General features: G+C 53.4%; 22 protein-coding genes and 1 pseudogene. 17 read left to right on the top strand and 6 right to left on the bottom strand.

Translation table 11 applies throughout. The annotated features are described in order from the left end of the window. Positions 1-33 precede the first annotated feature (33 nt). The 4 genes from phnD to LX59_RS05265 all read left to right on the top strand — a co-directional run bounded on the left by phnD (position 34) and on the right by LX59_RS05265 (position 2,433). Positions 34-912: a phosphate/phosphite/phosphonate ABC transporter substrate-binding protein gene (gene phnD, locus LX59_RS05280; RefSeq protein ID WP_144570804.1), complete on the top strand. Its 879-nt coding sequence runs from the start codon at positions 34-36 to the stop codon at positions 910-912. Positions 913-915: 3 nt separating this feature from the next. Continuing rightward, on the top strand, positions 916-1,737 hold the full coding sequence (gene phnE / locus LX59_RS05275; RefSeq protein WP_246118681.1) for a phosphonate ABC transporter, permease protein PhnE: 822 nt from the start codon (positions 916-918) through the stop codon (positions 1,735-1,737). Between the two features lie 25 nt (positions 1,738-1,762). Continuing rightward, positions 1,763-1,960 carry a Nif11-like leader peptide family natural product precursor gene (locus LX59_RS05270; protein WP_144570803.1) on the top strand — a complete coding sequence of 66 codons (198 nt, stop codon included), beginning with the start codon at positions 1,763-1,765 and terminating at the stop codon, positions 1,958-1,960. A 125-nt stretch (positions 1,961-2,085) separates the two neighbouring features. Beyond that, the gene (locus LX59_RS05265; protein ID WP_144570802.1) at positions 2,086-2,433 is read left to right on the top strand and encodes a DMT family protein; all 348 of its coding nucleotides are present in this window, start codon (positions 2,086-2,088) and stop codon (positions 2,431-2,433) included. On the opposite strand, the gene rsmD is transcribed toward LX59_RS05265, so the two are convergent. From rsmD to LX59_RS05250, 3 genes are read right to left on the bottom strand one after another with little or no spacing between them, the layout of a single operon-like run. Then, positions 2,430-3,035: a 16S rRNA (guanine(966)-N(2))-methyltransferase RsmD gene (rsmD, locus tag LX59_RS05260; protein WP_144570801.1), complete on the bottom strand. Its 606-nt coding sequence runs from the start codon at positions 3,033-3,035 to the stop codon at positions 2,430-2,432. The genes LX59_RS05265 and rsmD overlap by 4 nt on opposite strands. Beyond that, on the bottom strand, positions 3,035-4,486 hold the full coding sequence (locus tag LX59_RS05255) for a M16 family metallopeptidase (RefSeq protein ID WP_144570800.1): 1,452 nt from the start codon (positions 4,484-4,486) through the stop codon (positions 3,035-3,037). The genes rsmD and LX59_RS05255 overlap by 1 nt, the downstream gene beginning before the upstream one ends. Beyond that, positions 4,476-5,798 (bottom strand): M16 family metallopeptidase, encoded by a 1,323-nt coding sequence (locus tag LX59_RS05250; RefSeq protein ID WP_246118692.1) that lies wholly within the window; start codon positions 5,796-5,798, stop codon positions 4,476-4,478. Before LX59_RS05250 ends, LX59_RS05255 begins: the two co-directional genes overlap by 11 nt. Before the next feature lie 217 nt (positions 5,799-6,015). Here LX59_RS05250 and ftsY point away from each other — a divergent pair, with 217 nt between their 5' ends. From ftsY to rpoH, 4 genes are all read left to right on the top strand, one after another. After that, a complete protein-coding gene (ftsY, locus tag LX59_RS05245; RefSeq protein WP_144570798.1) occupies positions 6,016-7,146 on the top strand; it encodes a signal recognition particle-docking protein FtsY in 1,131 nt (376 codons plus the stop codon). A gap of 87 nt (positions 7,147-7,233) precedes the next feature. Continuing rightward, the gene (gene ftsE, locus LX59_RS05240; protein WP_144570797.1) at positions 7,234-7,905 is read left to right on the top strand and encodes a cell division ATP-binding protein FtsE; all 672 of its coding nucleotides are present in this window, start codon (positions 7,234-7,236) and stop codon (positions 7,903-7,905) included. Further along, entirely contained in the window at positions 7,902-8,915 is a 1,014-nt protein-coding gene (gene ftsX / locus LX59_RS05235; RefSeq protein WP_144570796.1) for a permease-like cell division protein FtsX, read from the top strand. The genes ftsE and ftsX overlap by 4 nt, the downstream gene beginning before the upstream one ends. Before the next feature lie 123 nt (positions 8,916-9,038). Beyond that, positions 9,039-9,896: an RNA polymerase sigma factor RpoH gene (rpoH, locus tag LX59_RS05230; RefSeq protein ID WP_144570795.1), complete on the top strand. Its 858-nt coding sequence runs from the start codon at positions 9,039-9,041 to the stop codon at positions 9,894-9,896. A gap of 81 nt (positions 9,897-9,977) precedes the next feature. Here the strand turns inward: rpoH and LX59_RS05225 are convergent, their stop codons facing one another. After that, on the bottom strand, positions 9,978-11,876 hold the full coding sequence (locus LX59_RS05225) for a putative bifunctional diguanylate cyclase/phosphodiesterase (protein WP_144570794.1): 1,899 nt from the start codon (positions 11,874-11,876) through the stop codon (positions 9,978-9,980). A 157-nt stretch (positions 11,877-12,033) separates the two neighbouring features. After that, positions 12,034-12,735: a monofunctional biosynthetic peptidoglycan transglycosylase gene (mtgA, locus tag LX59_RS05220; RefSeq protein WP_144570793.1), complete on the bottom strand. Its 702-nt coding sequence runs from the start codon at positions 12,733-12,735 to the stop codon at positions 12,034-12,036. A gap of 276 nt (positions 12,736-13,011) precedes the next feature. Here mtgA and LX59_RS05215 point away from each other — a divergent pair. From LX59_RS05215 to uvrD, 9 genes and pseudogenes are all read left to right on the top strand, one after another. Then, a pseudogene (locus LX59_RS05215) lies at positions 13,012-14,293 on the top strand (murein hydrolase activator EnvC family protein). A 27-nt stretch (positions 14,294-14,320) separates the two neighbouring features. Beyond that, a complete protein-coding gene (locus LX59_RS05210) occupies positions 14,321-15,640 on the top strand; it encodes a S41 family peptidase (protein WP_144570792.1) in 1,320 nt (439 codons plus the stop codon). 54 nt (positions 15,641-15,694) lie between these two features. Further along, complete coding sequence (locus tag LX59_RS05205; RefSeq protein WP_144570791.1) at positions 15,695-16,414, top strand: 16S rRNA (uracil(1498)-N(3))-methyltransferase; 720 nt, start codon at positions 15,695-15,697, stop codon at positions 16,412-16,414. 58 nt (positions 16,415-16,472) lie between these two features. Then, positions 16,473-16,841, top strand: a complete 369-nt coding sequence (locus LX59_RS05200; protein ID WP_144570790.1) for a DUF4870 domain-containing protein — start codon at positions 16,473-16,475, stop codon at positions 16,839-16,841. A 95-nt stretch (positions 16,842-16,936) separates the two neighbouring features. Then, positions 16,937-17,671: an osmolarity response regulator transcription factor OmpR gene (gene ompR / locus LX59_RS05195; protein ID WP_144570789.1), complete on the top strand. Its 735-nt coding sequence runs from the start codon at positions 16,937-16,939 to the stop codon at positions 17,669-17,671. A gap of 4 nt (positions 17,672-17,675) precedes the next feature. Further along, on the top strand, positions 17,676-18,989 hold the full coding sequence (locus LX59_RS05190; protein ID WP_144570788.1) for an ATP-binding protein: 1,314 nt from the start codon (positions 17,676-17,678) through the stop codon (positions 18,987-18,989). Positions 18,990-19,097: 108 nt separating this feature from the next. Next, positions 19,098-20,672: a glutamate--cysteine ligase gene (gene gshA / locus LX59_RS05185; protein WP_144570787.1), complete on the top strand. Its 1,575-nt coding sequence runs from the start codon at positions 19,098-19,100 to the stop codon at positions 20,670-20,672. 7 nt (positions 20,673-20,679) lie between these two features. After that, on the top strand, positions 20,680-21,633 hold the full coding sequence (gene gshB / locus LX59_RS05180; protein WP_144570786.1) for a glutathione synthase: 954 nt from the start codon (positions 20,680-20,682) through the stop codon (positions 21,631-21,633). A 117-nt stretch (positions 21,634-21,750) separates the two neighbouring features. Continuing rightward, on the top strand, positions 21,751-23,940 hold the full coding sequence (gene uvrD, locus LX59_RS05175; protein WP_144570785.1) for a DNA helicase II: 2,190 nt from the start codon (positions 21,751-21,753) through the stop codon (positions 23,938-23,940). Here the strand turns inward: uvrD and LX59_RS05170 are convergent. Then, a complete protein-coding gene (locus LX59_RS05170) occupies positions 23,937-25,067 on the bottom strand; it encodes a methyltransferase (RefSeq protein ID WP_144570784.1) in 1,131 nt (376 codons plus the stop codon). The genes uvrD and LX59_RS05170 overlap by 4 nt on opposite strands. Positions 25,068-25,106: the final 39 nt, after the last annotated feature.

The raw sequence follows: 25,106 nt of genomic DNA, 5'->3' as shown, positions 1-25,106 counted from the left end.
AGCTTTCTACCAATAACTAGGAGATAAAATCCCATGCGTCACCTGCTCAAAGCCTTATTGCTGTCTTTGATCGTGCCTATGGCCGCTCAGGCAGCGGAAGACTCAGCCAACCCCACCAAACTGAAAATCGGCTTACTGCCGGGTGAGTCTGCACCCACCGTCATGCGTTTAAACGAGCCTCTGCGGGCTTATTTAGAAAAAGCCCTGAGCATGCCAGTTGAGATGAGCGTAGGTGCCAACTATGCGGCCACCAGTGAAGCGCTGCGCTTTGGCCGCATTGATATCGCCTACCTTGGGCCTGTGACCTACATCCTACAAAGCCGCAAGGTGCAATTAGAGCCTTTTGCTCGACCTTCCCACGCGGTGGTTGGCCCAACCTTCCAAGCGGTGGTGATTGTACCGGCAGATAGCACGGCCCAAACCCTGAAGGATCTGAAAGGCAAAGAAGTAGCCTTCGGCGATCCAGCTTCTACCTCCGGTACTTGGGTACCCCGCTATATGCTAGCCGATGCCGGACTGGTCTCTGGCCGTGATTACACCCTGCGCGTTCTGGGCGCTCACGATGCGGTAGCCTTAGCCGTAGCCGGCAAGAAAGTCGCCGCCGGTGGTCTGTCTGGGCCGGTTTATGAGCGTCTGCTCAAAGAGGGCAAAATCGACTCCAAAGCCGTGCGCGTACTGAGCTACTCCCCAGCTATTCCTGAGTACATGTGGGTATTCCGCGAAGGTTTATCACCCGAGATGAAGGAAAAAATCCGCAAAGCCTTCATTGGTGTTACCGATCCAGAAGCCTTGAAAGTGTTCCGGGCTGAATCCTTTATCCCTGCGGTGGACTCTGACGTAGATCGGGTACGCAATTGGATTTCAACCATTGAGCGCGATCATCCCGAAGACGCTGTGGTTAAGGCGAAGTAAATCGTGACCCTGTCCATCGGAAGCACCGAACAACAAATCCTACGCGCTGCGGTGCGTAAGGCTTGGGGAACAGGTTTGATTGTGGCTGCCATTATCGCCGCAATCTTGGCAGCAGCCCTGCAAACGGGTGCTTTGGATGGCAGCCGTTACGAGGAAATGCTCCCCACTATGTTGACCTTAGCTCAGGAGGCTTGGCCTCCAGACTTTGAGCGCTGGCCTAAGTGGGGTGGCCCCCTGCTGGACACCCTGATGATGAGCATCGCAGGGACAGCCGGCGGTATTCTGGGAGCTTTACCTTTGGGGCTACTGGCCGCTCGTGGCCATGCCCCAGAGGTGATACGTCAGGCCGTGTTGTTGTTATTAAATACCATCCGGGCGATTCCCAGCATTTTGTGGGGTATCGTCTTTGTGGCGGCGGTAGGTTTTGGCTCCTTACCTGGTGTATTGGCCTTGGCTTGTCACTCAACCGGTATGTTAGGCAAGTTTTTTGCTGAGATTTTTGAGCACGTAGATCGCGCCCCCGTGGAAGCCCTGCGTAGTCAAGGCGTAGCCCCCCTTGGGCAGCTGCGCTTTGGTGTTCTGCCACAGGTTTTACCGCGCTTGGTGGACGTAGCTGCGTACCGTTGGGAACATAACATCCGAGCCGCTACTACTCTGGGCGTTGTGGGAGCCGGTGGCTTGGGGTTAGAGATCATTACGGCCTTTCATTTGTTTGAGTACCGAGAAGCCTTGGCGTTAATCGGTGTTCTGTTAGTGCTGGTCACTCTGGTTAACCTGTTGGGTGCCTTTATCCGGCGGCGTTTTCTAGATCGTACGAGCGCGTAGTCTGTAGCCAAACAAGGAGCTCATTATGAGTGTTGAATCTGCCAAAACCTACATCACCCGTATGCGTAACGATGAAGATTTTCGCCGCATCATCAATGCGGCCTCTGAAGATGAAGCCGCCAGCTGGGCCCTGATCAAAGAGCATGGATACGACTTCACCATGCAAGATTTTCAGTTAGCCCGTGATGAAATCTATAAGGAATACGGCATTACCCCCATGTAAGAGGATAGTGCTCTACCACAAGAGCCTAAGTTTGATCAGCAGCCCTTTTTGAACACCTAGAAAGGGCTGTTTTTTTGGTGCGTACTCCCTAAGCTTAGGGGTTTCCAATTTACGACTTTGGCACCATGAATCCTGTTAGCACCGCTGTACTACTGTTGCTCTGCAGCAATATCTTTATGACCTTTGCGTGGTATGCCCACCTAAAGGAGCTCAACAATAAACCTTGGATTATTGCAGCGCTGATCAGTTGGGGTATTGCGCTGTTCGAGTACCTGTTTCAGGTACCCGCCAACCGTATCGGCCATCAGGTATTGAGTGTGGGCGAGCTGAAGGTGATTCAAGAAGTGATCACGCTGTCGGTGTTTGTGCCCTTTTCCGTCTGGTATTTGAAAGAGCCCGTGAAGTTAGATTACCTCTGGGCCGGGCTCTGTTTACTGGGTGCGGTGTACTTTATGTTCCGCAGTCGGTTTTAGGTGTGTGCAAGTACTTCGCGTTGCCACAGGGCATAGTGTACCTGTCCGGCCTTTTTCTCCCGGTGGTTACGCCAGTGGCTAGGTAGTTGAAGCTGTTGCGGAGCCAGTTCGCTCTCGGTGTAAATCCAAGCCCTTGGGCTTAACCAACCGTAAGACTCCAACAACTGGCAGCAAGGCTCCAACAACTGAGCGTGAAAAGGTGGATCGAGAAACACCAGATCAAAGGGCTCAGGAGCAGGCTGCGCCAAATACTGCAAGGCATCGGCCTGCACCAGTTGAGCCCGAGTGCAGTGCAATACGCTTAGCTGCTGGCGCAGGCTGCTTAGGGTGGCCGGATTAAGCTCTAAAGCCAAAGCCTGACGAGCGCCCCGCGACAACGCTTCCAAATACAGTGCCCCCGATCCCGCGAAGGGATCAAGGACACGGGCTCCGGGAACATAGGGAGCCAGCCAATTAAACAGCGTCTCCCGCACCCGATCTGGGGTAGGACGTAGGCCATCGGCGGCAAAGAAACTCAAGCGCCGACTGCGCCATTCACCGCCAATGATGCGCACCTGACTCACAGGAGCCAGCGGAGTTTTACGGGCTGAACGATTAGTCATCAATGCTCCGGTACGCCCAAAGGCTCAGCTTTAGGGGCATCGGCACTGGGCTCAGGCAAAGGCTGTTGTGCCACCTTGGGGCCTGCGGTCACGATTACAAACTGCTCCGGCGATAGGTGCCGCTGCATCGCTTCTTTCACCTGCTGTACCGTCAATTGCTGAATCTGGCGGGTAAAATCCTCTAAAAAGCTGGAGGGCAGGTTATAAAATCCAATATTGCTGATTTGTCCGGCAATATCCGCATTACTGGCAGTGGATAAAGGGAAGCTACCCGTGATTTCACGCTGATTGCGGTCTAGCTCTTCTTGGGTTGGGCCTTCAGCCAAGTAGTCTTGCACCAACTTTTGAATCAAGGCTAAGGTGCCTTCGGTTTGCTCGGCCCGTGTCTGCACACTGATGCTAAAGGGGCCGGGCGCGTCCATGGGGCTAAAGCGCGAATAGATACCATAGGTCAGGCCACGTTTTTCCCGCACCTCTTCCATCAAGCGCGTGCCAAAGCCGCCGCCGCCCAGAATTTGGTTGCCCAAATACAGAGCTGCGTAGTCAGGATCGGTACGACGAATACCGAGCTGAGCCATCAGCACATGGGTTTGCTGTGAGGGATATTCGACTTGGTAACGCCCCGCCACTGGAGCTTGTGGCTCAGGTAGGGCAGGAAGAGCTGGGCCTTTGGGTAAGACCGCCGAAAGCTGCGCTGCAATCTGCTCTGCCTCGCTGCGCTGTAAATCCCCGACCAGCGCAATCACCAAATTACCGGCGGCATAACCCTGTTGATGGAACTGGCGCACTTGAGCTTCATCAATACGCGGCAGAGACTCGAAGGTGCCCTCGGTAGGAATGCTGTAAGGATGCTGGCCATACAAACGGCTGAACAACTCTAAGCTGGCCAATTTGGCGGGATTTTGCTTTTGTTGCTCCAAACCTGCCAACAACTGGTTGCGAATACGCTCCAAAGCATCCGCCGGGAAGCTCGGCTGACTCACCACTTGTTGGAACAGCGCTAACGCCGGTTCACGCTGCTCCGTTGCACTGAGACTACGCAGACTGACCAGAGCCATATCACGATAAGCACCGTTGCTAAATTGCGCCCCTAAGCCCTCAAAGGTTTGCGCAATGGCGGTGGCATCTTTGTCGGCAACCCCTTCATTTAATAGGGCATTGGTCATCAGCGCTAATCCCGGCAGCGTACCATCCCGACTGCTGCCTGCGGCGAAGGTCAGACGCAAATCAAACATGGGCAACTCATGGGCTTCGACAAAGAGCACGCGGGCACCTTCAGCAGTTTGCCAGCGCTGGATGTTCAAAGCACGGCGGGTCGGGGCTTCCGCATTCAGATTGCGTAAGGACTCCAAAGCGGGCGGCGTTTGCGATTCAGCCAACACAGAACCACTGATCCCTATACCCCACAGGGCACAAAACAGGCTGGTCAGTAAAAAGTTTTTACTGGTCATGGGCGGCCTTCTCCAGAGGTAAAACATGGGCAGTGGTTAAGCGTGAGCGGGTGAAATAGGTACGGGCGGCTTGTTGAATGTCTTCTGGAGTCACCGCACTGATGGCGGCCAGCTCCTCATCCATCAAGCGCCAAGATAAGCCAATACTTTCCAATTGCCCGATCACTGAGGCTTGTTGGGTGATGGAGTCACGCTCATACACCAATTCGGCAATTACTTGAGCCCGCACCCGCGCTAACTCTTCAGGGCTGGGCGGGGTGGTTTTCAAGGCCTCTAACTCGCGCCAAATACCAGCCTCCACTTCTTCCAAAGTGCGTTGCTTTTGTACGTTGGGCGTAGCGGTCAGGATAAACAGGCTATCCCCGCGCGTATCCGCATCGTAGCCGGCATTGGCAGAGGCCACTAATTCTTCCCCCCGCTCTAAGCGCGTGGCTAAGCGAGCACTGTAGCCGCCATCCAACAGCGCCGACAGCAGACGCAGCGCATGCACGGCGCGCGTATTCTCTGTGGAGGTGAGGCTAGGGGTATTAAAGGCCATTAATAGACTAGGCAGTTGGGTGCGCACCTCTAGGGTTAAACGGCGCTCACCGGGCTCGGCCAACTCCAGTGGACGACGCGCTTCCGGCGTAGCGCGGCGCGGAATAGGGGCAAAATAACGCTGGGTTAGGGTACGCACCTCATCTACCGTCACGTCCCCCACAATCACCAAGGTGGCGTTATTGGGTGCATACCAGCGTTGGTACCAATCCTGTACATCCTCTACCTGCATTCGGTCTAGGTCGTGCATCCACCCAATGGTCGGGTTGCGGTAGCCACTGGCAGGGTAAGCAAGGGTTTTAAAGCGCTCAAAGGCCAATACGTTGGGCCGATCATCGGTGCGTAGGCGGCGTTCTTCTTTCACCACCTCCAGCTCGCGCACAAACTCCTCAGTGGGCAAACGCAAGCTGGCCATGCGATCGGCTTCTAACTCTAACGCCACCGCCAGCCGATCACGGGCCAACACTTGGTAATAAGCCGTGTAGTCGTCACTGGTAAAGGCATTTTCCTCCGCCCCCAGCTCACGCAAAATGCGCGAAGCCTCTCCGGGGCCAAGGCGAGCACTGCCTTTAAACATCATGTGCTCTAGCAGATGGGATAGACCGGTGCGCCCCGAGGTTTCAAAGCTAGAACCTACCCGATACCACAGCTGAGAAACCACCACGGGCGCTCGATGATCTTCTCGAACAATAACCTTAAGTCCATTATCTAGAGTAAACTCATGCGTTGCTTGAGAGGACGCGCCGTCCCCCAAGGCACTCAAGCTGAATACCATCAGCAGAGCATAAGTAATAGGGCGAATCACTGAAATCATGAGCTAGGCCTGTACGTGATGCTCTCCGGCGAGCAGAGCGGTAGCCCATGGTACTGATCGCTGCCGCTCTGGCAAAGGGTTACTCCTTTGCCTTCTGACGGGATTTAATGCATCTATCCGGGGAGGTGCTAGGATAAGCCCTGTTAAACAGTCGGTCTGTAGCCCAGAGAAACCCTGCATGCTTGGTTCAAAAGACGATAACATGACCCCAGAGTCCACGGATAAAAAAGGATTGTTTGGCTGGTTGCGCAAAAAAGGCCCAGCTCATGAACAATCATCGGCTTTAGCAGAAACCCAAGAGCCCTCATCCTCTGAAGGCCAAGACCCAACAGCGGCGGATATTCCCCTACTCCCCGCCTCCGATATTGGCCCCGACCCCGTCAAGCCCGGTTTTTTTGCTCGCCTCAAGCGGGGTTTATCCAAAACCAGCGCTAACTTAGGTGAGGGCATGGCCAGCCTGTTTCTGGGCGACAAGGCCATTGATGACGACCTCTTAGATGAGATCGAGACCCGGCTATTGATGGCTGACGTGGGTGTCGAGGCAACTACCGCCATCCTGCACAATTTAACCCAACGCCTAAAGCGCAATGAATTAGCCAATAGTGCAGCGCTCTATAAAGCCTTGCAGGAGGAGTTGGTGTGTTTATTGCGCCCTGTAGAACAGGCGCTGAGTATCCCTGCTGAAACAAAGCCTTACGTTATTTTGGTCGTGGGTGTGAACGGTGTGGGTAAAACCACCACCATCGGCAAGCTGGCCAAAAAACTCCAGTGCGAAGGCAAAAGCGTGATGCTGGCCGCTGGGGATACCTTCCGAGCAGCGGCAGTGGAGCAACTCCAAGTCTGGGGCGAGCGCAACCAAATTCCGGTGATTGCCCAACATACCGGAGCTGATTCGGCCTCGGTGATCTTTGATGCGGTACAGGCCGCCACTGCCCGAGGTGTCGATGTACTGATTGCTGACACCGCAGGCCGTCTGCACACCAAAGACAATCTGATGGACGAGCTGAAAAAAGTGCGCCGTGTCATCGGTAAACTCGATCCTCTCGCGCCCCATGAGGTTTTGCTGGTGCTGGATGCCGGAACTGGCCAGAACGCCATCAACCAAACTCGCCAATTCAATCAAGCGGTTGATCTCACCGGACTGGTATTGACTAAGCTAGACGGTACGGCCAAAGGGGGGGTTATTTTTGCCCTTGCCAAGCAATTTGGCCTGCCTATGCGCTACATTGGCGTGGGTGAGGGTGTGGATGATCTGAGAACCTTTCAAGCGGATGCCTTTGTGCAAGCACTCTTTACCACGCACGAATAGGCTTACCATGAACGTATAAGCCTGCGGAACTCATTAAAGGAATGAGTTTCCAAAACCATCTTAGGTGATTAATCAAAAGGGGAAGGCATGATTCGTTTTGAGCAGGTCGGCAAGCGCTACCCCAATGGCCATGTCGGGCTGCACGAACTCTCCTTTCATGTGCAGCGGGGTGAGTTTTTATTCATTACCGGCCATTCGGGCGCGGGTAAAAGCACTCTGCTGCGCCTGCTGTTGGCGATGGAGCGCCCCACCAGTGGCAAGCTCTTGTTGGCCGGACAAGATTTGGCCCGCATCGGTAATGCCCAGATTCCCTATTTGCGCCGGCAAATTGGCGTGGTGTTCCAAAACCACCAACTGCTGTTTGACCGTACCGTATTTGATAACGTGGCCTTACCGCTTCAAATACTGGGTCTGCCTAAAGCGGACATTAGCGAGCGAGTACAGATCGCGTTAGAGCGAGTCAGCTTACGCGAGAAGGCCGAACAATTCCCCCATGATCTTTCTACAGGACAGCAACAGCGGGTTGGTATTGCCCGCGCCGTAGTACATCGCCCAGCCTTGCTACTGGCAGATGAGCCCACCGGAAACCTAGACCCCCGATTGGCCGCCGAAATCATGGGTGTCTTTGAAGACATTAATCAATTGGGTACTACGGTACTGATCGCCAGCCACGACTTAGCCTTAATTGCGCGTATGCGGCACCGCATGCTGACCTTACAGCGTGGGCGCTTGATCGGAGATGGAGAAGCCACCGAATGAGCGGAACCAAAACACCCGATGGACGTACCTCTGAGCGCTTAGGGGGGCCAGCCCGTAAAATCACCCCACTCCCCCAGCAAGATCCAAGCTTTGGGCGCTTAATGCGCTCTTGGCTGGAAAACCATAAAGCCAGCCTACTGGACAGCCTGTGGCGTTTAGGTCATCAGCCGATTGGGAGTTTCTTCTCCTGTTTGGTGATGGCCGTAGCCCTCAGCTTGCCTATGGGATTGGCTTTACTGCTGGATAATGTGGAGCGTTTAGCGGGATCTTGGCAAAAAGCCGCTCAAATTTCCCTATTTTTACAACAGGATATTAGCGATAACGCCAGTCAAGCGGTGCGCGACCGAGCTACCAGCCTGCCTGAAGTTGCCAAAGTAGATTGGATTACCCCAGAGCAAGCCCTGCAAGAATTTCAACAGCTCTCTGGTTTGAGCGAGGCCTTAAAAGCCTTACCCGAAAATCCACTCCCAACCGTTGTTCTGGTTACGCCCAAAGAAATCGACAAAGCCGCCTTAGAGCAATTACGCACTCAACTGGCCAATTGGCCGGAGGTAGCTTTGGCACAACTAGACATGCTGTGGGTGGAGCGTCTGACCGCTATCTTGGGTTTAGGAGATCGTTTTGTATTTGGTCTAGCCTTACTGCTGATTGCGGCTCTTCTGCTGGTGATTGGCAATACTATTCGCCTACACATTGAAAACCGACGGGCTGAAATTGAAGTAGTGAAGCTGGTGGGGGGAACTGATAGCTATGTGCGTCGTCCATTCTTATACATGGGGACGCTCTACGGTTTAGGCGCAGGACTGGGTGCTTGGCTACTGTTGGCTTACGGTTTAGGTTGGCTTAACGAAGCGGTGTTAAACCTAGCAGGGCTGTACAGCAGCGACTTCACTCTGGGTGGTGTTCCCCTAGCAGATGGCCTATCGTTGATGTGCGGAGCCATATTGCTGGGATATATTGGCGCTTGGTTGGCTGTGGCGCGCCATCTAAGAGAATTAGCGCCAAAATAATAAAAGTACTTAAAATTCAACAAGTTAATAATTCTGCAAGAATAGTTCCAGATACTTGCAGTCCCATACCAGAGTGCTACACTGGTGTAAAGAAGTTAACTTGCATGTAGCGGGAGGAATTGTATGGCAACTTCTCTGCGACCTGTTCTGGCCCTGACTCCAGGTGCCAACTTGGATGCTTATGTGCAGACCGTGAACAGTCTGCCGCTGCTGTCCGCCGAGCAGGAACGCACACTGGCTGAACAACTGTTCTACCATCAGGATCTGGATGCAGCCCGTGAGTTAGTAATGGCCCATCTGCGCTTTGTGGTGCATATTGCGCGCAGTTACTCAGGCTATGGTCTGGCACAAGCTGACCTGATTCAAGAAGGTAACGTGGGATTGATGAAGGCTGTTAAGCGCTTCAATCCAGAAATGGGCGTGCGCTTAGTTTCCTTTGCTGTGCACTGGATTCGCGCTGAAATCCATGAGTTTATCCTGCGTAACTGGCGCATCGTTAAGGTGGCTACGACCAAGGCTCAACGCAAACTCTTCTTTAATCTGCGTAGCCAGAAAAAGCGTTTGGCTTGGCTAAATAACGACGAAGTTAACGCAGTAGCAGATAGCTTAGGTGTTGACCCTAAAGAAGTGCGCGAGATGGAAAGCCGCTTGACTGGCCAAGACATGGCCTTTGATCCGGCGGCCGATGCAGACGATGATACAGCCTATCAATCACCTGCAAGCTATTTGGAAGACTACCGTTATGATCCAGCCCGCCAATTAGAGGCTGAAGACTGGACGGATAACTCTAGCCATAATCTGCACGAAGCCTTAGAGCAGCTAGATGAGCGTAGCCGTGACATCCTGCAACAACGCTGGCTAACCGACGATAAGGCAACGCTGCACGAATTAGCAGCAAAGTATAACGTCTCTGCTGAACGCATCCGCCAGTTGGAAAAAAATGCACTGAACAAGTTAAAAGGATCGCTACTAGCCGCTTAAATTAAAGCCTGTACAGCCCAGCCCCTCTTAACCCCTAAGTAATCAGTAGGCCAGTACATCGCAACGACGACGCTGGCCTATTTACTTAGCCTGTAACATACGGCTAACACTGATCGGATCCCAATCTACCTCAGCGGCTGGAACGGGACGACCAAAACCATATCCTTGCACTAAATCGCAACCGTTATTGAGCAAAAAGGCGGTTTGCTGTGCATTTTCTACGCCCTCTGCCACTACCTGTAACCCTAGGTTATGGGCTAGCCCAATCACTGAGCGGGTAATAGCCGCATCTTCAGCATCTTGGGGAAGGCCAGCGATAAAGCCCTGGTCGATTTTAAGTTTGTGTACCTTCATATGCTTGAGGCGCTGCAAGGAGGAATAGCCCGTCCCAAAGTCATCAATGGCTAAACGGACACCAAGATTGCGTAGGCGCTCTAGTAGCACCATAGCTGCATCAGCATCTTGCATTACGGCGCTTTCTGTAATTTCTAACGCCAAATGCTGTGGCTCAAGGCCCGTAGTCGCTAACAGATCAGCAATGCGTTGATCTAATTCACCGCGATGAAACAGGCGACTGGAAATATTTACCCCAATAAACTCCACGTTTCGACCTTGATCTAACCATTGGCGCATTTGCTGACAAGCCTGTTCTAACATCCAGTAGTCAATAGCTCCAATGAGATCGTTTTCTTCGGCTACGGGGATGAATAAGGCAGGGGAAATCAAGCCGCGTTCCGGATGGCGCCAACGCACCAGGGCTTCAAATCCAATGATCTCTCCCTTGGGAAGAAGATGCAGAGGTTGATAATAGGCTATTAATTGATGCTGCTCTAAAGCCTGACGCAGTGCCGGAGCAAGCTCCACGCGTTGCAAGGCTTGCGTGGTCATTTCTTGGCTGTAAAACGCATAGGTCGAGCGCCCACAGGCTTTTGCTTTAAAGAGTGCAGAGTCGGCATTGCCCAATAACTGCTCTACTCCTTGGGCATCATTGGGATACATCACAATACCAATACTGGCACTGACGCACAGCTCATGCTCTTGCACATAAAAGGGCTGGCCCAACACCTCAAGCAGTTGTGTAGCCAAGGTTGCTGCCCGTTCGGTGTGCGTGTTGCCACAGAGTAAGGCGAATTCATCGCCGCCTAAGCGCGCCAGCACCATGCCATTTTGCTGGTACTGTCTTAGTCGGTTGCCCACATGCTGTAGGAGCGCATCTCCAAAGCTGTGCCCTAGGCTTTCGTTAACATCTTTAAAACGATCTAGGTCTATCAGCAGTAACGCCCCAGTGCTGGAGCCTTCCAGTTCTTTACTCAACAACTCTATAAACAGTAGCCGGTTCGGGAGCTCGACTAACTGATCGTAGTGAGCCAAATAGGCCAGTTCTTGCTGAGAGCGCTTAATGGAGCTGAGGTCGGAAAATACCGCAACATAATGCAGCACTTGACCCAAATCATCATGTACCACCCGAATGTTTTGCCACTCGGGATACACTTCTCCACTTTTACGGCGGTTCCAAATCTCTCCGCTCCAAAAACCTTCTTGATTCAGGGCGTGCCACATTTTTTGATAGAAAGCTTTGTCGTGCAGACCAGACGAAAATAACTTAGGCGTTTTACCCAAGACTTCGGATTTTTCGTAACCTGTGATTTGGCATAAAGCTTTATTGATATGAATAATGCATTGGTGAGCATCCGTAACTACAACGCCTTCTTGGGTAGACTCAAAAACAGCCGCCGCATCACGCAAATACACCTCTTGGGAGCGGCGTACTTCGCGCTGCATGTCCATCAAGTCTAAATAGCGACGACCCAACCAATACACCAGCACAGCCGTAAAGATTACGAGGGTAAACCCTTGAATTATTTGAATAACCCAAACTGGTTGCGCAAAAATTAACTCCAGCAAATAGCTCGAAGAAACCACCCAGCCAAAGGCTAGTACTGTGTAGGTGAGACACATTCGAAGCAGTTTCCGATGCATTTTTTGCATCCAAGTCGTCGCGGTGCTGGAAAGTGCCATATATCAAAAAGCCACTGTTTAATTCAAAGTATACTAAAAACTCTTTGGGAGACAGGCTCTAGTCTGACTACCTTTAAAACGGAGATACACTCTTAGTTTAGTCTGTGCTTGGTATAGCTCAATCAGAGTTCAAGGGCTTAAGGTGTTGATTGCCTCCTAGCTGATGCACCTGTTGGCGAATCCAAGCTGACTTACGCGTTACATAGGCACTGGGCTGGCTAGCACTCCAATATCGCGGGTTAGGTAAAATAGCCGCCAACAGGCTGGCTTGCTGTGCATTGAGCGCCTGCGCGGAAACACCAAAGTAATATTGAGCCGCTGCTTCAGCTCCAAAAATCCCTTTGCCCCATTCCACGCTGTTTAAATACACCTCAAGGATGCGCTGTTTTGACCAAAAATGCTCAAGCAAAAAGGTAAACCAAGCCTCTATGCCTTTGCGCAGCCAACTTCGGTCAGACCATAAAAATAGGTTTTTGGCCAGTTGCTGAGTCAGAGTACTGGCCCCGCGCACGCTTTTCCCCTGTCGGTTATGCACCAGTGCTGCTTGAATGGCCTCCAGATCAAAGCCGCGGTGCTCAATGAATTTTTGATCTTCCGCTGCCAGCACCGCGACCTTTAAAGCCTCTGACAGTTGATCCCAATCTTGCCACTGGTGTTTGATGTCCAAGGGCTCTTGAGCCCACCAAGCCTGTACGCGCCGTTCAAACATTAAAGCCGTACTCGTAGGATTAACCCAGCGCCCAATCCATACGATTAGGATTGAGAACAGGATGAGAAAAGCCAGTATTTGCAGCAAATGACGCAACAGACGAGGGATCATCGCTATATGACTCGTCCTGAGCATTTCGCAGTATAGGTCGATTCACCCATAGGCAGTAGTCCGATTGGAGGTATCGGCCTTATTGCAGGCCAACTCAAGGGGGATATATCAATATTTAGGCTAGTCTTAGCCAAGCAGTCTGTCACGCTATGAAACATTTTTTGATGCTTACCCTTAGTTAAGCAAGGGGTACGGCTTTTTTTCATGCCCTGTCTGCGGCTTATGCCGGTTTTTTTAGGCATACTACAGCGGTCTCGACCTCGGTGCTTCAATTCCATGCCCCGTATTTTCCTTACATTGTTCCTGCTGTTTTTATCCAGCACTGCGCTAGCAGAAGAGCCCGCTGTGATTCGGCAGCAGATTGAAGATACGCTACGCGATATTGTTGAGTTACAAAAGCTGCAACAAAAGCTTGAGCAGGAGCAAGACAGCGCGCAAAAAAGATTACGGGATACTGAAGTAGAAATAGGACGTATTGAAAAGCAAGCTGAGTCCCTGCGCCAAGAAATCGACAAGAATGAATCCAATCTGCAAGAGTTAGATAAGAAAAAATCGGATCTAGGAGCCGCTCGTCTGGAGCAGCAACACTTAGTGGCCAGTCAAGCGCGGGTGACTTACCAAAATGGCCGCCAAGAATATTTAAAGCTGTTGCTCAACCAGCAGCAGCCGGAACGCTTTAGCCGATTTGACCTACTACGAATACCTCAGCCAAGCTCGATTACAGCAGATAGCGGCGTTCAACCAGACTTTAAGCCAGCTAAGCACTGTTGAACGCGAAGTGTCACAGCAGCAGGAACAACTGAGCGCTCGCCAAGAGCGTTTAAAGCAACAACAAAGCGAATTAGTACAGCTAAGAGAAACGCGCCGTGCGACCTTAGCCACTTTAAATCGGGAATACAAAACCCAAACTCAGAAAATTCAGGCGCGCCGCAAAGAGCACCAGCAACTGGAGCAAAATTTAAAGCGTGTCGAAGAAGTACTGGCTCAACAGGCGCGGATTGCTGAAGAGGCCCGTCGCAAAGCACAAGAGCAAGCACGGGCTCAACAACAGGCTGCAGCGGCAGCCAAAGCGCAACAGCGCCAAGCGGCCAGTGAGACTGAGCCTGCGGAACCCCGCCCAACCACTGCTGTAGCCTCTGCATCCACCTCCAGTAGCTTTGCTGCCCAAAGAGGACGACTGCCTTGGCCAATTAATGGCGCTCTGCTAGCGCGTTACGGGGAGCAACGGGGCGGCGATGCGCGTATGACGTGGGACGGTGTTTTAATTCAGGCCTCTGTGGGAACCCCCGTAAAGGCCATTCACGCAGGGCGGGTCGTGTTTGCCGACTGGTTGCGTGGAGCAGGACTGTTGGTCATTGTGGATCATGGTAACGGTTATTTGAGCCTGTATGGCCATAACCAGACGCTGTTGCGTACAGCAGGTGATGTGGTTCGCGTGGGCGATCCCATTGCAACGGTTGGCAATAGCGGTGGTCAAGAACAGGCGGCCTTGTATTTCGCCATCCGTCACCAAGGTCGCCCGAGCGATCCGGCGCAATGGTGTCATGCTCAAGGATAGCGCACCCCTTTTTAGTTGGAGTCTGACATGAAGCATCGGTGTCCTTTCGTCCGTCCCTCTGCCCTTGCGCTGGCTTTGTTGTTGGTGTCGGGCGGCTCTCTTTGGGCTCAGCAGCCTCCCAAAGCCTCTCCTGTTACGGACAGCCCAAAAGCCTTGCTGCCTCTGGATGAGCTGCGCACCTTTGTTGAGGTGATGGATCGCATTAAAACGGCCTACGTGGAACCTATCGACGACAAAACCTTATTGGAAAATGCCATTAAGGGCATGTTGAGCAACCTAGATCCCCACTCAGCTTATTTAGAGCCTGAAGCCTTTAACGATCTGCAAGAGTCTACCAGCGGCGAGTTTGGTGGTTTGGGGATTGAGGTCGGCACTGAGGATGGCTTTATCAAAGTCGTATCCCCCATTGACGATACACCCGCCTCCCAAGCGGGAATCGAGAGCGGTGATCTGATCATCCGTATTGATGGCCAGTCCACCAAAGGCATCTCGCTGATGGAAGCGGTGGAAAAAATGCGCGGCAAGGCGGGCAGCAAAATTGTCCTCACCCTCGTGCGTGAAGGCGGACAACCCTTTGATGTCAAACTCACACGCGCTGTGATCAAGGTCAAGAGTGTTAAAGCTGAGTTACTGGAGTCCGGTTACGGCTATCTGCGTATTACTCAATTCCAAGTTAATACGGGTGAGGAAGTCGCTAAGGCCATCACCCGCTTGAAGAAAGACAACCGCAATAAAAAACTAGACGGTTTGGTTTTGGATCTGCGCAATAACCCCGGCGGGGTGTTACAAGCAGCGGTTGAAGTTGCTGACCACTTCTTAACCAGTGGTTTGATTGTGTACACCAAAGGGCGTATTCCAAACTCCGAGCTGCGCTTCTCCGCCGACAGTGCTGATGTCAGCGAACAAGTTCCCCTAGTAGTGTTGATTAACGGTGGCAGCGCCTCTGCGGCTGAAATCGTGGCCGGAGCCCTGCAAGACCACAAGCGCGCTCTGGTTATGGGCACCGAAAGCTTCGGTAAAGGCTCAGTACAAACCGTATTGCCACTGAATAATGATCGGGCTTTGAAGCTGACCACCGCGCTGTACTTCACCCCCAACGGGCGTTCGATTCAGGCGCAGGGGATTGTGCCGGATATTGAGGTTGCTAAAGCCAAGCTAACCCGCGATAACAGCACCGATGGTGTTAAAGAGGCCGATTTAGCAGGGCATTTGGGTAATGGCAATGGTGGCCCAGATCGCCGTAGCTCAGCAGACAGCGCCAAAGCAAAACGCTTGCAAGATGATGACTATCAGCTCAGTCAAGCCCTAAACCTGCTGAAAGGTTTGAACTTTACTCGCGCTAAATAAACTCAAAGGCCATCTTCTCCAGGGTGGCCTCGTATTCTTAGGATGTTTTAAGCAATGCGTTTGAGCCGCTTTTTTGTTGATTTCCCCCTAAGCCTAGGTCAACACCGCTTGCCTGAGGCTCAAGCACATTACATGGCGCGTGTTCTGCGTCTGGGTGTGGGGGATTGGGTGCAGTTGTTTGACGGTAGCGGTCAGGAATACCGAGGCCGTTTAACGCACCTAGATAAAAAGGCCCTTGAAGTCTGTCTGGATGAGCGTTTAGAGGGTATGCCGGAATCCCCGCTCGCCGTGCATTTAGGCCAAGGATTGTCCCGAGGCGAACGTATGGATTGGGCGATCCAAAAAGCCACTGAGCTGGGGGTAACCGAAATTACTCCGCTGGTCACCGAGCGTTGCGAAGTGCGTTTAAAGGATGAGCGGGCCGATAAACGCCTTGCCCATTGGCGACAAATCGTCATCAGTGCCTGTGAACAGTGTGGGCGCTCAGTATTACCCAAAATTCATCCACCGATGCTGTTAGAGGATTGGCTAGCTCAGGTGCAGGCCGACTTGAAATGGGTACTGCATCCAGTAGCCAGTGCTTTAACCTCTGAGCAAGTGCCAAAACGTCTGGCTATGCTGATTGGCCCCGAAGGTGGGTTATCCGATACCGATATGCAAGCCGCCACCGTACAGGGGTTTCAGGGCATACGCCTTGGGCCTAGGATTTTGCGTACCGAAACCGCCCCCGTTGTGGCGTTAACCCTCGCTCAACAGCGTTGGGGGGATATCTGAAGGGCTGCCCCCGATAATCAGCCTTAATCTTCCGCTCTCATTAAGAGGCTTTTGATCCATGATGGAGCCAACTCCGGCCTACGGGCCCAGTCGTGACGAACGCCAATGGGCCATGTTGTGCCATTATTCAGCCTTCTTTGGTTTGCTGGTGCCTATGGTGGGTAACGTCATCGGCCCCTTACTGCTGTGGCAATTTAAACGCGAAGATTCATCCTTTATTGACTACCACGGTAAAGAATCCCTGAATTTCCAGATTACCTACAGTTTAGCCATGATGCTGTGTTGGGTACTGGCTTGGATTTTGATCGGTTTTCCGTTAATGCTATTAATCAGCTTGGTAGTCTTGGTGCTGGTCGTCATCGCAGGTATGCGCGCCAATGAAGGAAAAGCCTACCGTTATCCCTTCTGCTGGCGCTTTATTAAATAGCTCAGGGCAAAGGGTGAAAAAAATACTAACAATGCCCTGCTTTAGTTAGATTCAGGCTACGCCATAATGGGTGATGGTACTGATTTGGAGACACCATGAGCACTTTAGCGGCCAACGAAGGCGAAAAAATCCTAATTGTTGATGATGATGCCCGCCTACGTCGCTTACTTGAGCGTTTTCTCAATGAGCAGGGCTATCGGGTGCGTGCAGTAGAGGATGCCGAGCAGATGGATCGTCTGCTCAGCCGTGAACTCTTTAACCTGATTGTGCTGGACTTAATGTTACCCGGTGAGGATGGACTCTCTGCTTGCCACCGTCTGCGGGAAGCCAACAATCAAATCCCTATCATTATGCTGACCGCCAAAGGCGACGAAGGCAGCCGGATTCACGGCTTGGAGCAGGGCGCGGATGATTATCTGGCCAAACCCTTTAACCCCCGTGAGTTGCTGGCCCGTATCCGTGCCGTTTTGCGCCGCCAAGCTCCGGTCGTGCCTGGAGCCCCAACCTCAGAGGATGAAGTGGTTGAATTCGGTGGCTACCAACTGTCCCTAGCCACCCGTGAACTCAAAAAAGACGATCAGGTACATATGCTGACCACCGGAGAGTTCGCCGTGTTACGCGCCTTAGTGCAACATGCCCGTGAACCACTGACCCGCGATAAGCTGATGAATCTGGCTCGTGGACGTGAGTGGGATGCTTTAGAGCGCTCCATTGACGTACAGATTTCTCGTCTGCGGCGTTTGATTGAGCCTGACCCTTCCAAGCCGCGCTACATTCAAACCGTCTGGGGCGTGGGCTATGTGTTTGTACCCGATGGGTTAAGTAAATAAACTGATGACTCCACCCCGTTGGCTTCCCCACAGCTTCTTTGCCCGCACCCTGTGGTTGGTGCTGGCAGTGGTGTTGTTTTCTGAAGTGCTGACCCTTGTCTATCTGTTAATGCACGAGGATGTATTGGTTGATCGCCAATACAGCCACGGTACTGCCTTAGCTTTGCGCTCTTACTGGGCGGTGGATGAGGATAAGCGCCAGAAGATTGCGGAAGCTTCTGGAATGCGTACCCTTTCCGAGGAAGCGGTACCCACTGGTGAATACCACTGGCCTTACTCAGGCATATTTTCACGTCAATTACGCTATGAGTTGGGTTTAGATACCGAAGTGCGCGTGCGTACCCAGCCAACGCCTGCTTTGTGGGTTAAATCGCCGCGCTTTAGTGAAGATTGGGTCGAAATTCCACTGTATCCTTTCCCCTTACGCGGGCAGCGGATTTGGAGCGTCCTGAGCTGGTTTTTAGGTATTGGCTTACTCTCTACCGCAGCGGCTTGGATCTTCGTCTCCCAACTCAATCAGCCCCTACGCCATCTGGTAGCGGCAGCGCGTCAAATTGGCCAAGGGCGCAGTGCCCGCGTCCCCATCAGTGAAACGCCCAGCGAAATGACCGAGGTGTACCGCACCTTCAACCAAATGGCTGAAAACGTGGAGCAAGCCGGTCGTGAGCGTGAGCTGATGCTGGCCGGAGTTTCCCATGACTTGCGTACTCCCCTGACTCGCCTGCGCCTCTCCCTTGAGCTGATGAACAGCGATGCCGAGCTGACCGAAGACATGATCCGTGATGTGGAGGATATGAACGCCATCTTGGATCAGTTCCTCGCCTTTGTCCGCGACGGTCGGGATGAGCCGGTAGAAACCCTTCAGCTTGAGGACTTGATCAAGGAAGTGGTCGCCCCCTATAACCAGCATCAGATCCAGATTAATCTGGCTTTGGAAGAGATTCCCCCTCTACTGTTGCGGCGGGTATCCATTAAGCGTCTGTTGGTGAACCTGATCGAAAATGCCCTGCGTTACGGCGGTGGCAAAGTGGAGGTTTCCGCGCAAGTACACTCGGAGCGCGGCTCGCCCTATGTAGTGTTGAGCGTGCTGGATCGTGGTAACGGTATTGATCCACAGGAAATTCATACCCTGTTTAATCCCTTTATTCGTGGAGATCGGGCACGAGGCGGACAGGGAACAGGTCTGGGACTGGCGATAGTGAAACGTATTGCCGCACAGCACGGCGGCAGCATCGAACTGCGCAACCGCCCTGAAGGTGGCTTAGAGGCTAGGGTTTGTCTACCTTTGGGCCTGCTACTGCCTAAGGATGCTGCTTAATTTTAATCTCTAAATAATCAGAGATCGGTTTACCCCCTCTCTTTGTCTCTTGTAGTCCAGTCGTCCAAGTCGCATATTGCGGCCATTGTGGTTATAGGAATATCGAACTTGAGCGACCTTTTCTCCCGTCGTCTGGCATTGCTGGCCGAATCCGATCATCTTCCGCTGCTGCATCAATGTTTGCATGGCATTGAGCGCGAGTGCCTGCGGATTGATCCCCAAGGGCATTTAGCCCAGACCGCCCACTTTCCCGCCTTGGGTTCAGCCCTGACGCATCCCAGCATCACAACGGATTATTCCGAGGCATTACTGGAGTTTATTACCGGCACCGCCCAAGATCCTGAGCAGGTGCTGCATGAGTTGGAGCAGGTGCACCGTTTTGCGGACTCTGTATTGGCGCAGGAACAGGAATATCTGTGGAGCGCTTCCATGCCCTGTGCGCTACCGGATGAGTCTCAAATCCCCATTGCCTACTACGGCACCTCCAACATTGGGCGGCTTAAAGAGGTGTATCGGCGTGGATTAGCGGTACGCTACGGCAAAGCCATGCAGTGCATTGCCGGCATTCACTACAACTTTTCCCTAGCGCCCGAAGTTTGGCCCTTACTACGCCAAAGCGCTGATGCAGAGCTGTCGGCGCAGGATTTTCAATCGGCCTGCTACATTGAGCTGATCCGTAACTTCCGCCGCTACAGTTGGCTGCTGATGTATCTGTTTGGGGCTTCTCCGGTATTGGATCGCGGCTTTCTACGCGATAAGCCCCACCAGCTAGAAGTGCTGGATGAGCACAGCCTGTATTTGCCCTACGCCACCAGTCTGCGCATGAGTGACTTGGGCTACCAAAGCAATGCTCAAGCCGGTTTAACCCCCTGCTACGATGCGCTGAATACTTACATCCAAAGCCTAACCCAAGCCGTCTCCACGCCTTATCCGCCCTATGCGGAGATTGGCTGCCAGCGCGATGGGGAATGGATTCAGATCAACACCAACGTATTGCAGATCGAAAACGAATACTACTCCAGCATTCGGCCTAAACGGGTCACTCAATCGGGTGAGCGCCCCATCCATGCTTTACGGGCGCGCGGCATCCAGTATGTTGAAGTACGCTGCCTAGACATCAATCCCTTTTTACCCTTGGGGATTGACAGCGCCCAAGCACGGTTTATGACCCTGTTCTTGATCTATTGTGCGCTGCAAGAAAGCCCTCGTTTAGGTCAGGATGACTGCGGAGCCTGTAGCCAAAACTTCCAAACGGTAGTTCGAGAGGGACGGCGGCCTGATTTGCTGCTACGGAGATTGGGAGCTGATATTCCACTGCAAGAATGGGCCAACAGCCTGTTGGACGAATTCCAATCCATAGCCGAGGTGCTGGATCAAGGCCGCGAAAAAGCCCTGTACCAACAGGCTTTGGCCACCCAGCGGGCTAAGGTGGCTGAGGTTGCCTTAACGCCTTCGGCTCAGGTATTGGCTCAGTTGCACACCCAGCGCATTAGCTTTAGGGATTTTGCCCTGCAACAAAGCCAGCGTCATGCGGCCTTCTTCCGAGAGCAGCCATTAAGCCCTGAGTTATCGGCCCATTTTACCCAATTGGCGCAAGAGTCTTTGGCCGCGCAAGCCCAATTGGAGGCCCAACAAACCCAAAGCTTTGATGACTTTATATTGGCCTATCAGAACAACCTGTGAGGACATGATGAGTTTAAAGATCGGCATTGTGATGGACCCCATCGCCCAGATTAACTACAAAAAGGACAGCTCCTTAGCCATGCTGTGGGCGGCTCAGGCGCGGGGTTGGACGCTGTTTTATATGGAATCGTGCGACCTGTATGTGCACGAAGGCAGCGCACGGGCGCGGGTACGTTCGCTACAAGTGTTTGAAGACCCTGAGCATTGGTTTGAGCTAGGAGAAGAACAGGATCAGCCGCTGTCCAGTCTGGATGCGATCCTGATGCGCAAAGACCCGCCGTTCAATAATGAATACATCTACGCCACCTACTTGCTGGAAAAGGCCGAGCAGGACGGCGTATTGGTGGTGAATCGGCCACAAAGCCTGCGCGATTGCAACGAAAAGCTGTTTGCCACCCAATTTCCGCAGTGCATGTCGCCCACTATGGTCAGTCAACGCCCCGATCTGCTGAAGGACTTCGTGCAGCAACAAGGCGATGTGATTCTAAAACCCTTGGATGAAATGGGTGGCGCTTCCATCTTCCGCCATCGTCCGGGCGATCCTAACCTGTCGGTGATTCTGGAAACCCTGACCCACCACGGGCAGCGGCAAATCATGGTGCAGCGCTACATTCCCGCCATTAAGGACGGCGATAAGCGCATTCTGATGATCGACGGTGAGCCGGTTCCCTACTGCTTGGCCCGTATTCCGGCAGAAGGCGAAACGCGCGGTAACTTAGCCGCCGGTGGTCGCGGTGTGGCGCAACCTTTGTCGGATCGAGATCGGGAAATCGCTGCCATCGTCGGGCCTGAATTACGCCGCCGTGGGCTGCTGTTTGTGGGCTTGGATGTGATTGGCGATTACCTCACCGAAATCAACGTCACCAGCCCCACCTGTATCCGGGAAATCGACAAAGCCTTTAATACCGGCATTGCTGAGCGCCTGATGGACGTGATTGCCGCTCGTCTGGGACGCGGTTAAGGCTTTTTAGGGGATACAACCCTTAAACGCCCCAAAGCCCGTATTATAAGCGCTGGTAGTCTGGGCGGTTGCGCTGTGGGCTGCCCCTACGACCCACTGCGCTTGGAATACGGCTGCATGAATACTGATGACCTGTCTTACCTGCTCAACGATCTGAACGATGCCCAGCGCCAAGCCGTGGCCGCCCCACCGGATCGGCAGCGGGTGTTGGCAGGAGCCGGCTCCGGCAAAACCCGCGTACTGGTACACCGCATTGCTTGGCTAATTCAAGTCGAGCAAGCCTCGCCCTACTCGGTGCTGGCCGTCACCTTTACCAACAAAGCCGCCGCCGAAATGCGCGGGCGGATTCAAAGCTTGCTCGGGCAACATCTGCAAGGCATGTGGGTAGGCACCTTCCACGGTTTGGCCCATCGTCTGCTGCGCGCCCACTGGCAGGAAGCCGGTTTACCCGAACACTTTCAGATTCTGGACAGCGACGACCAACATCGACTGATCCGGCGCGTGATTAAGGATTTGAATTTAGACGAGCAACGCTGGCCACCCAAGCAAGCGCAAATCTTCATCAACAGCCGCAAGGATGAAGGGCTCAGACCGCAAAACATTCAGGCCAACGGTGATCTGTTCCTCGCCACCCAGCGCAACATTTATGCAGCCTACGAAGCCGCCTGCCAGCGGGCCGGAGCCATCGACTTTTCCGAGCTACTGCTGCGGGCACTGGATCTGTGGCGTAACCATCCCGGCTTACTGGAGCACTACCAACGGCGGTTTCGGCATCTATTGGTGGATGAGTTTCAAGACACCAACGCGGTGCAATATGCGTGGCTGCGTCTACTCGGTCAGTCCGGTGACAGCCTGATGGTGGTGGGCGATGACGACCAGTCCATCTACGGTTGGCGCGGGGCTAAAATCCAGAATATTTTCCAATTCTGCACCGATTTTCCCGATGCACGCACCGTGCGTTTGGAGCAAAATTACCGCTCCAGCGCCACCATCCTCAACGCCGCTAACGCCGTGATTGCCCACAACCAAGAGCGTTTGGGCAAAGAACTGTGGACGGAAGGCAGCCAAGGGGAACCCATCGCCCTGTACGCGGCCTTTAACGAATACGACGAGGCGCGCTACGTCACCGAACAAATCCGCCAAGCCATAGGACGCGGACTGGCGCGGCAGGACATCGCCATCCTCTACCGCTCCAACGCTCAATCGCGGGTGTTGGAAGAGTCCTTGCTGCGTGAAGGTATTCCCTACCGCATCTACGGTGGCCAACGCTTTTTCGAGCGCGCCGAAATCAAAAACGCGATGGCTTATTTGTGCGTCATCCACAATCCGCATCAAGATGCCGCCTTGGAGCGCATCATCAATCTACCCACCCGAGGCATCGGCGACAAAACCCTCGATCAGCTGCGTGACTATGCCCGTGCTCATCAGGTTTCCCTATGGACGGCGCTGCATCAGAGCCTAGAACGCGCTTTGATCAGCGGACGCGCCGCCAGTGCCTTGTTGGGCTTTGTGCAGCTACTGGAGGAGTTAACCCAAGCAGTTCAGGGAGCCTCTTTGCCCAGACTCACCCAAATCCTGATTGAACGCTCTGGGCTATGGGAATACCACCGCAACGAAAAAGGCGAAAAAGCCCGCACCCGTTTAGAAAACCTTGAAGAATTGGTCAACGCCGCCGCGGCCTTTGAGCAAGACTGGGACAGCAGCGAAACCCCAACCCCCTTGGCCGGATTTTTAGCCCATGCCTCCCTCGAATCCGGCGAGCAGCAAGCCGCCGAACACGAAGACAGCGTGCAATTGATGACCCTACACACCGCCAAAGGTCTGGAGTTTCCCTTGGTGTTTATGGTCGGCATGGAAGAAGGGCTGTTCCCGCACCAAATGAGCCTCGAAGAACCCGGACGCTTGGAAGAAGAACGCCGCCTCGCCTACGTCGGCATTACCCGCGCCATGCAGCGTTTGGTGATGAGCCACGCCGAAGTACGGCACCTGTACGGCAAAGAAGTACGCCACGCCCTGTCCCGTTTTGTACGGGAAATCCCCAGCGCGTTAATCCACAGTATTCGGCTATCAGGGAATAGCGGGCGGGCTTCGGGTTTAGCCACCAGCGCCCCGCGTTTATCCGAATCCAAGGGCACGGCGGTGGCGGGTACGGAGTTAAAAGTCGGCCAACTGGTGCGCCACGCGCTATTCGGGGTTGGCGTGTTACAGGCCTTTGAAGGCAGCGGTGCCCACACGCGCGTGCAAATCAAGTTCGACACCGAGGGTACTAAGTGGCTGATGCTCAGTCACGCTAAGTTGGAGTCCTAGGCTTTGAGGGCGCAGAGAATGACAAACTTCGGCGTTGCGGCGACCTGCTCCACCCGAGCAAACAGCCGCTTCAGCTTCAGGTGATAGCCTAGGTGCCGATTACCCACGATCCACAGACTACCCCGAGGCCGCAACGCACGGTGAGCTTGGCAAAACATCCGCCACGCCAAAAAATCCCCCACGGCCTGTTGTTGATGAAAGGGTGGATTGCACAGCACTTGGTCTAAAGACTCTGGGGCTTGTTGGCTGAGTCCATCTTCGGCGCGAATCTGTACCGGACGTTCACCTAATACCGCCTGCCAGTTCTCCTGCGCTGACTGCACCGCCATATAGCTTTCATCTACCAGCGTCATTTGAGCTTTGGGGTTGGCGAGGGCGTAGCAAATCCCCAACACGCCATTACCGCAGCCCAAATCCGCCACCCGTAAGGCTTCTTGAGTCTTGGGTAAATGGGGCAAAAAAGCCCGAGTACCAATATCCAAACCTTCACGGCTGAATAAGCTGGCGTGGTTGCTGAGCCAAATTTCTGGCTGATCCAAGCGGTAACGGCTGGGATAAGGCGATTGAGCTTGAGGTTTAGCCTCAGGCGTGGCCCATAGCAGACGGGCTTTTTTTACCGCTAAGCTGGCTTGCACTGGGCCAATATACTGGGCTAATAAATCCCCGGCCCGTCGTGGTAAATGCTTAATCATCGCTCCCGCCACTACCTTGGCATGCGGAGCCAATTGGCCTTGTAAGCGGATGAGTTGCTCCTCCAACAAAGCCAAGGTTTTTGGAATGCGGATCAACACCCAATTAAAAGGCCCATCACAGGGCTGACTGGCCGGAACAAAACGCACTAAATCCTGCGCGTGTCCGTGCGCTAACAGGTTTTTGTTCAACGCCAAATGCGCCAGATGGGAATCACCGCTGCTGGTCACTGCACAGTACCCCGCTAACGAACAGGCTAAGGCTCCAAAGCTGTCATTTAGAATCAGCAGCCGCGTTTGTGGATTCACTCCTTGCTCATGCAGGGCTTGCAGCAGATATTCATCCGCCGCATCAAAGGCTTGCAGTGGATCGGCTGCTTGCTCAGGTTGGCGGATCAAATGGTTCAGTTGGGCAAAGGCGGTATTCAGGCTAGGCATGGCTAATCACGGCTGGACATTGGCAAGAGCGCTCAAGCC

The organism is Azomonas agilis (genome assembly GCF_007830255.1).
Lineage (GTDB): Bacteria > Pseudomonadota > Gammaproteobacteria > Pseudomonadales > Pseudomonadaceae > Azomonas > Azomonas agilis.
This window is presented reverse-complemented; position numbering and strand designations above follow the sequence as displayed.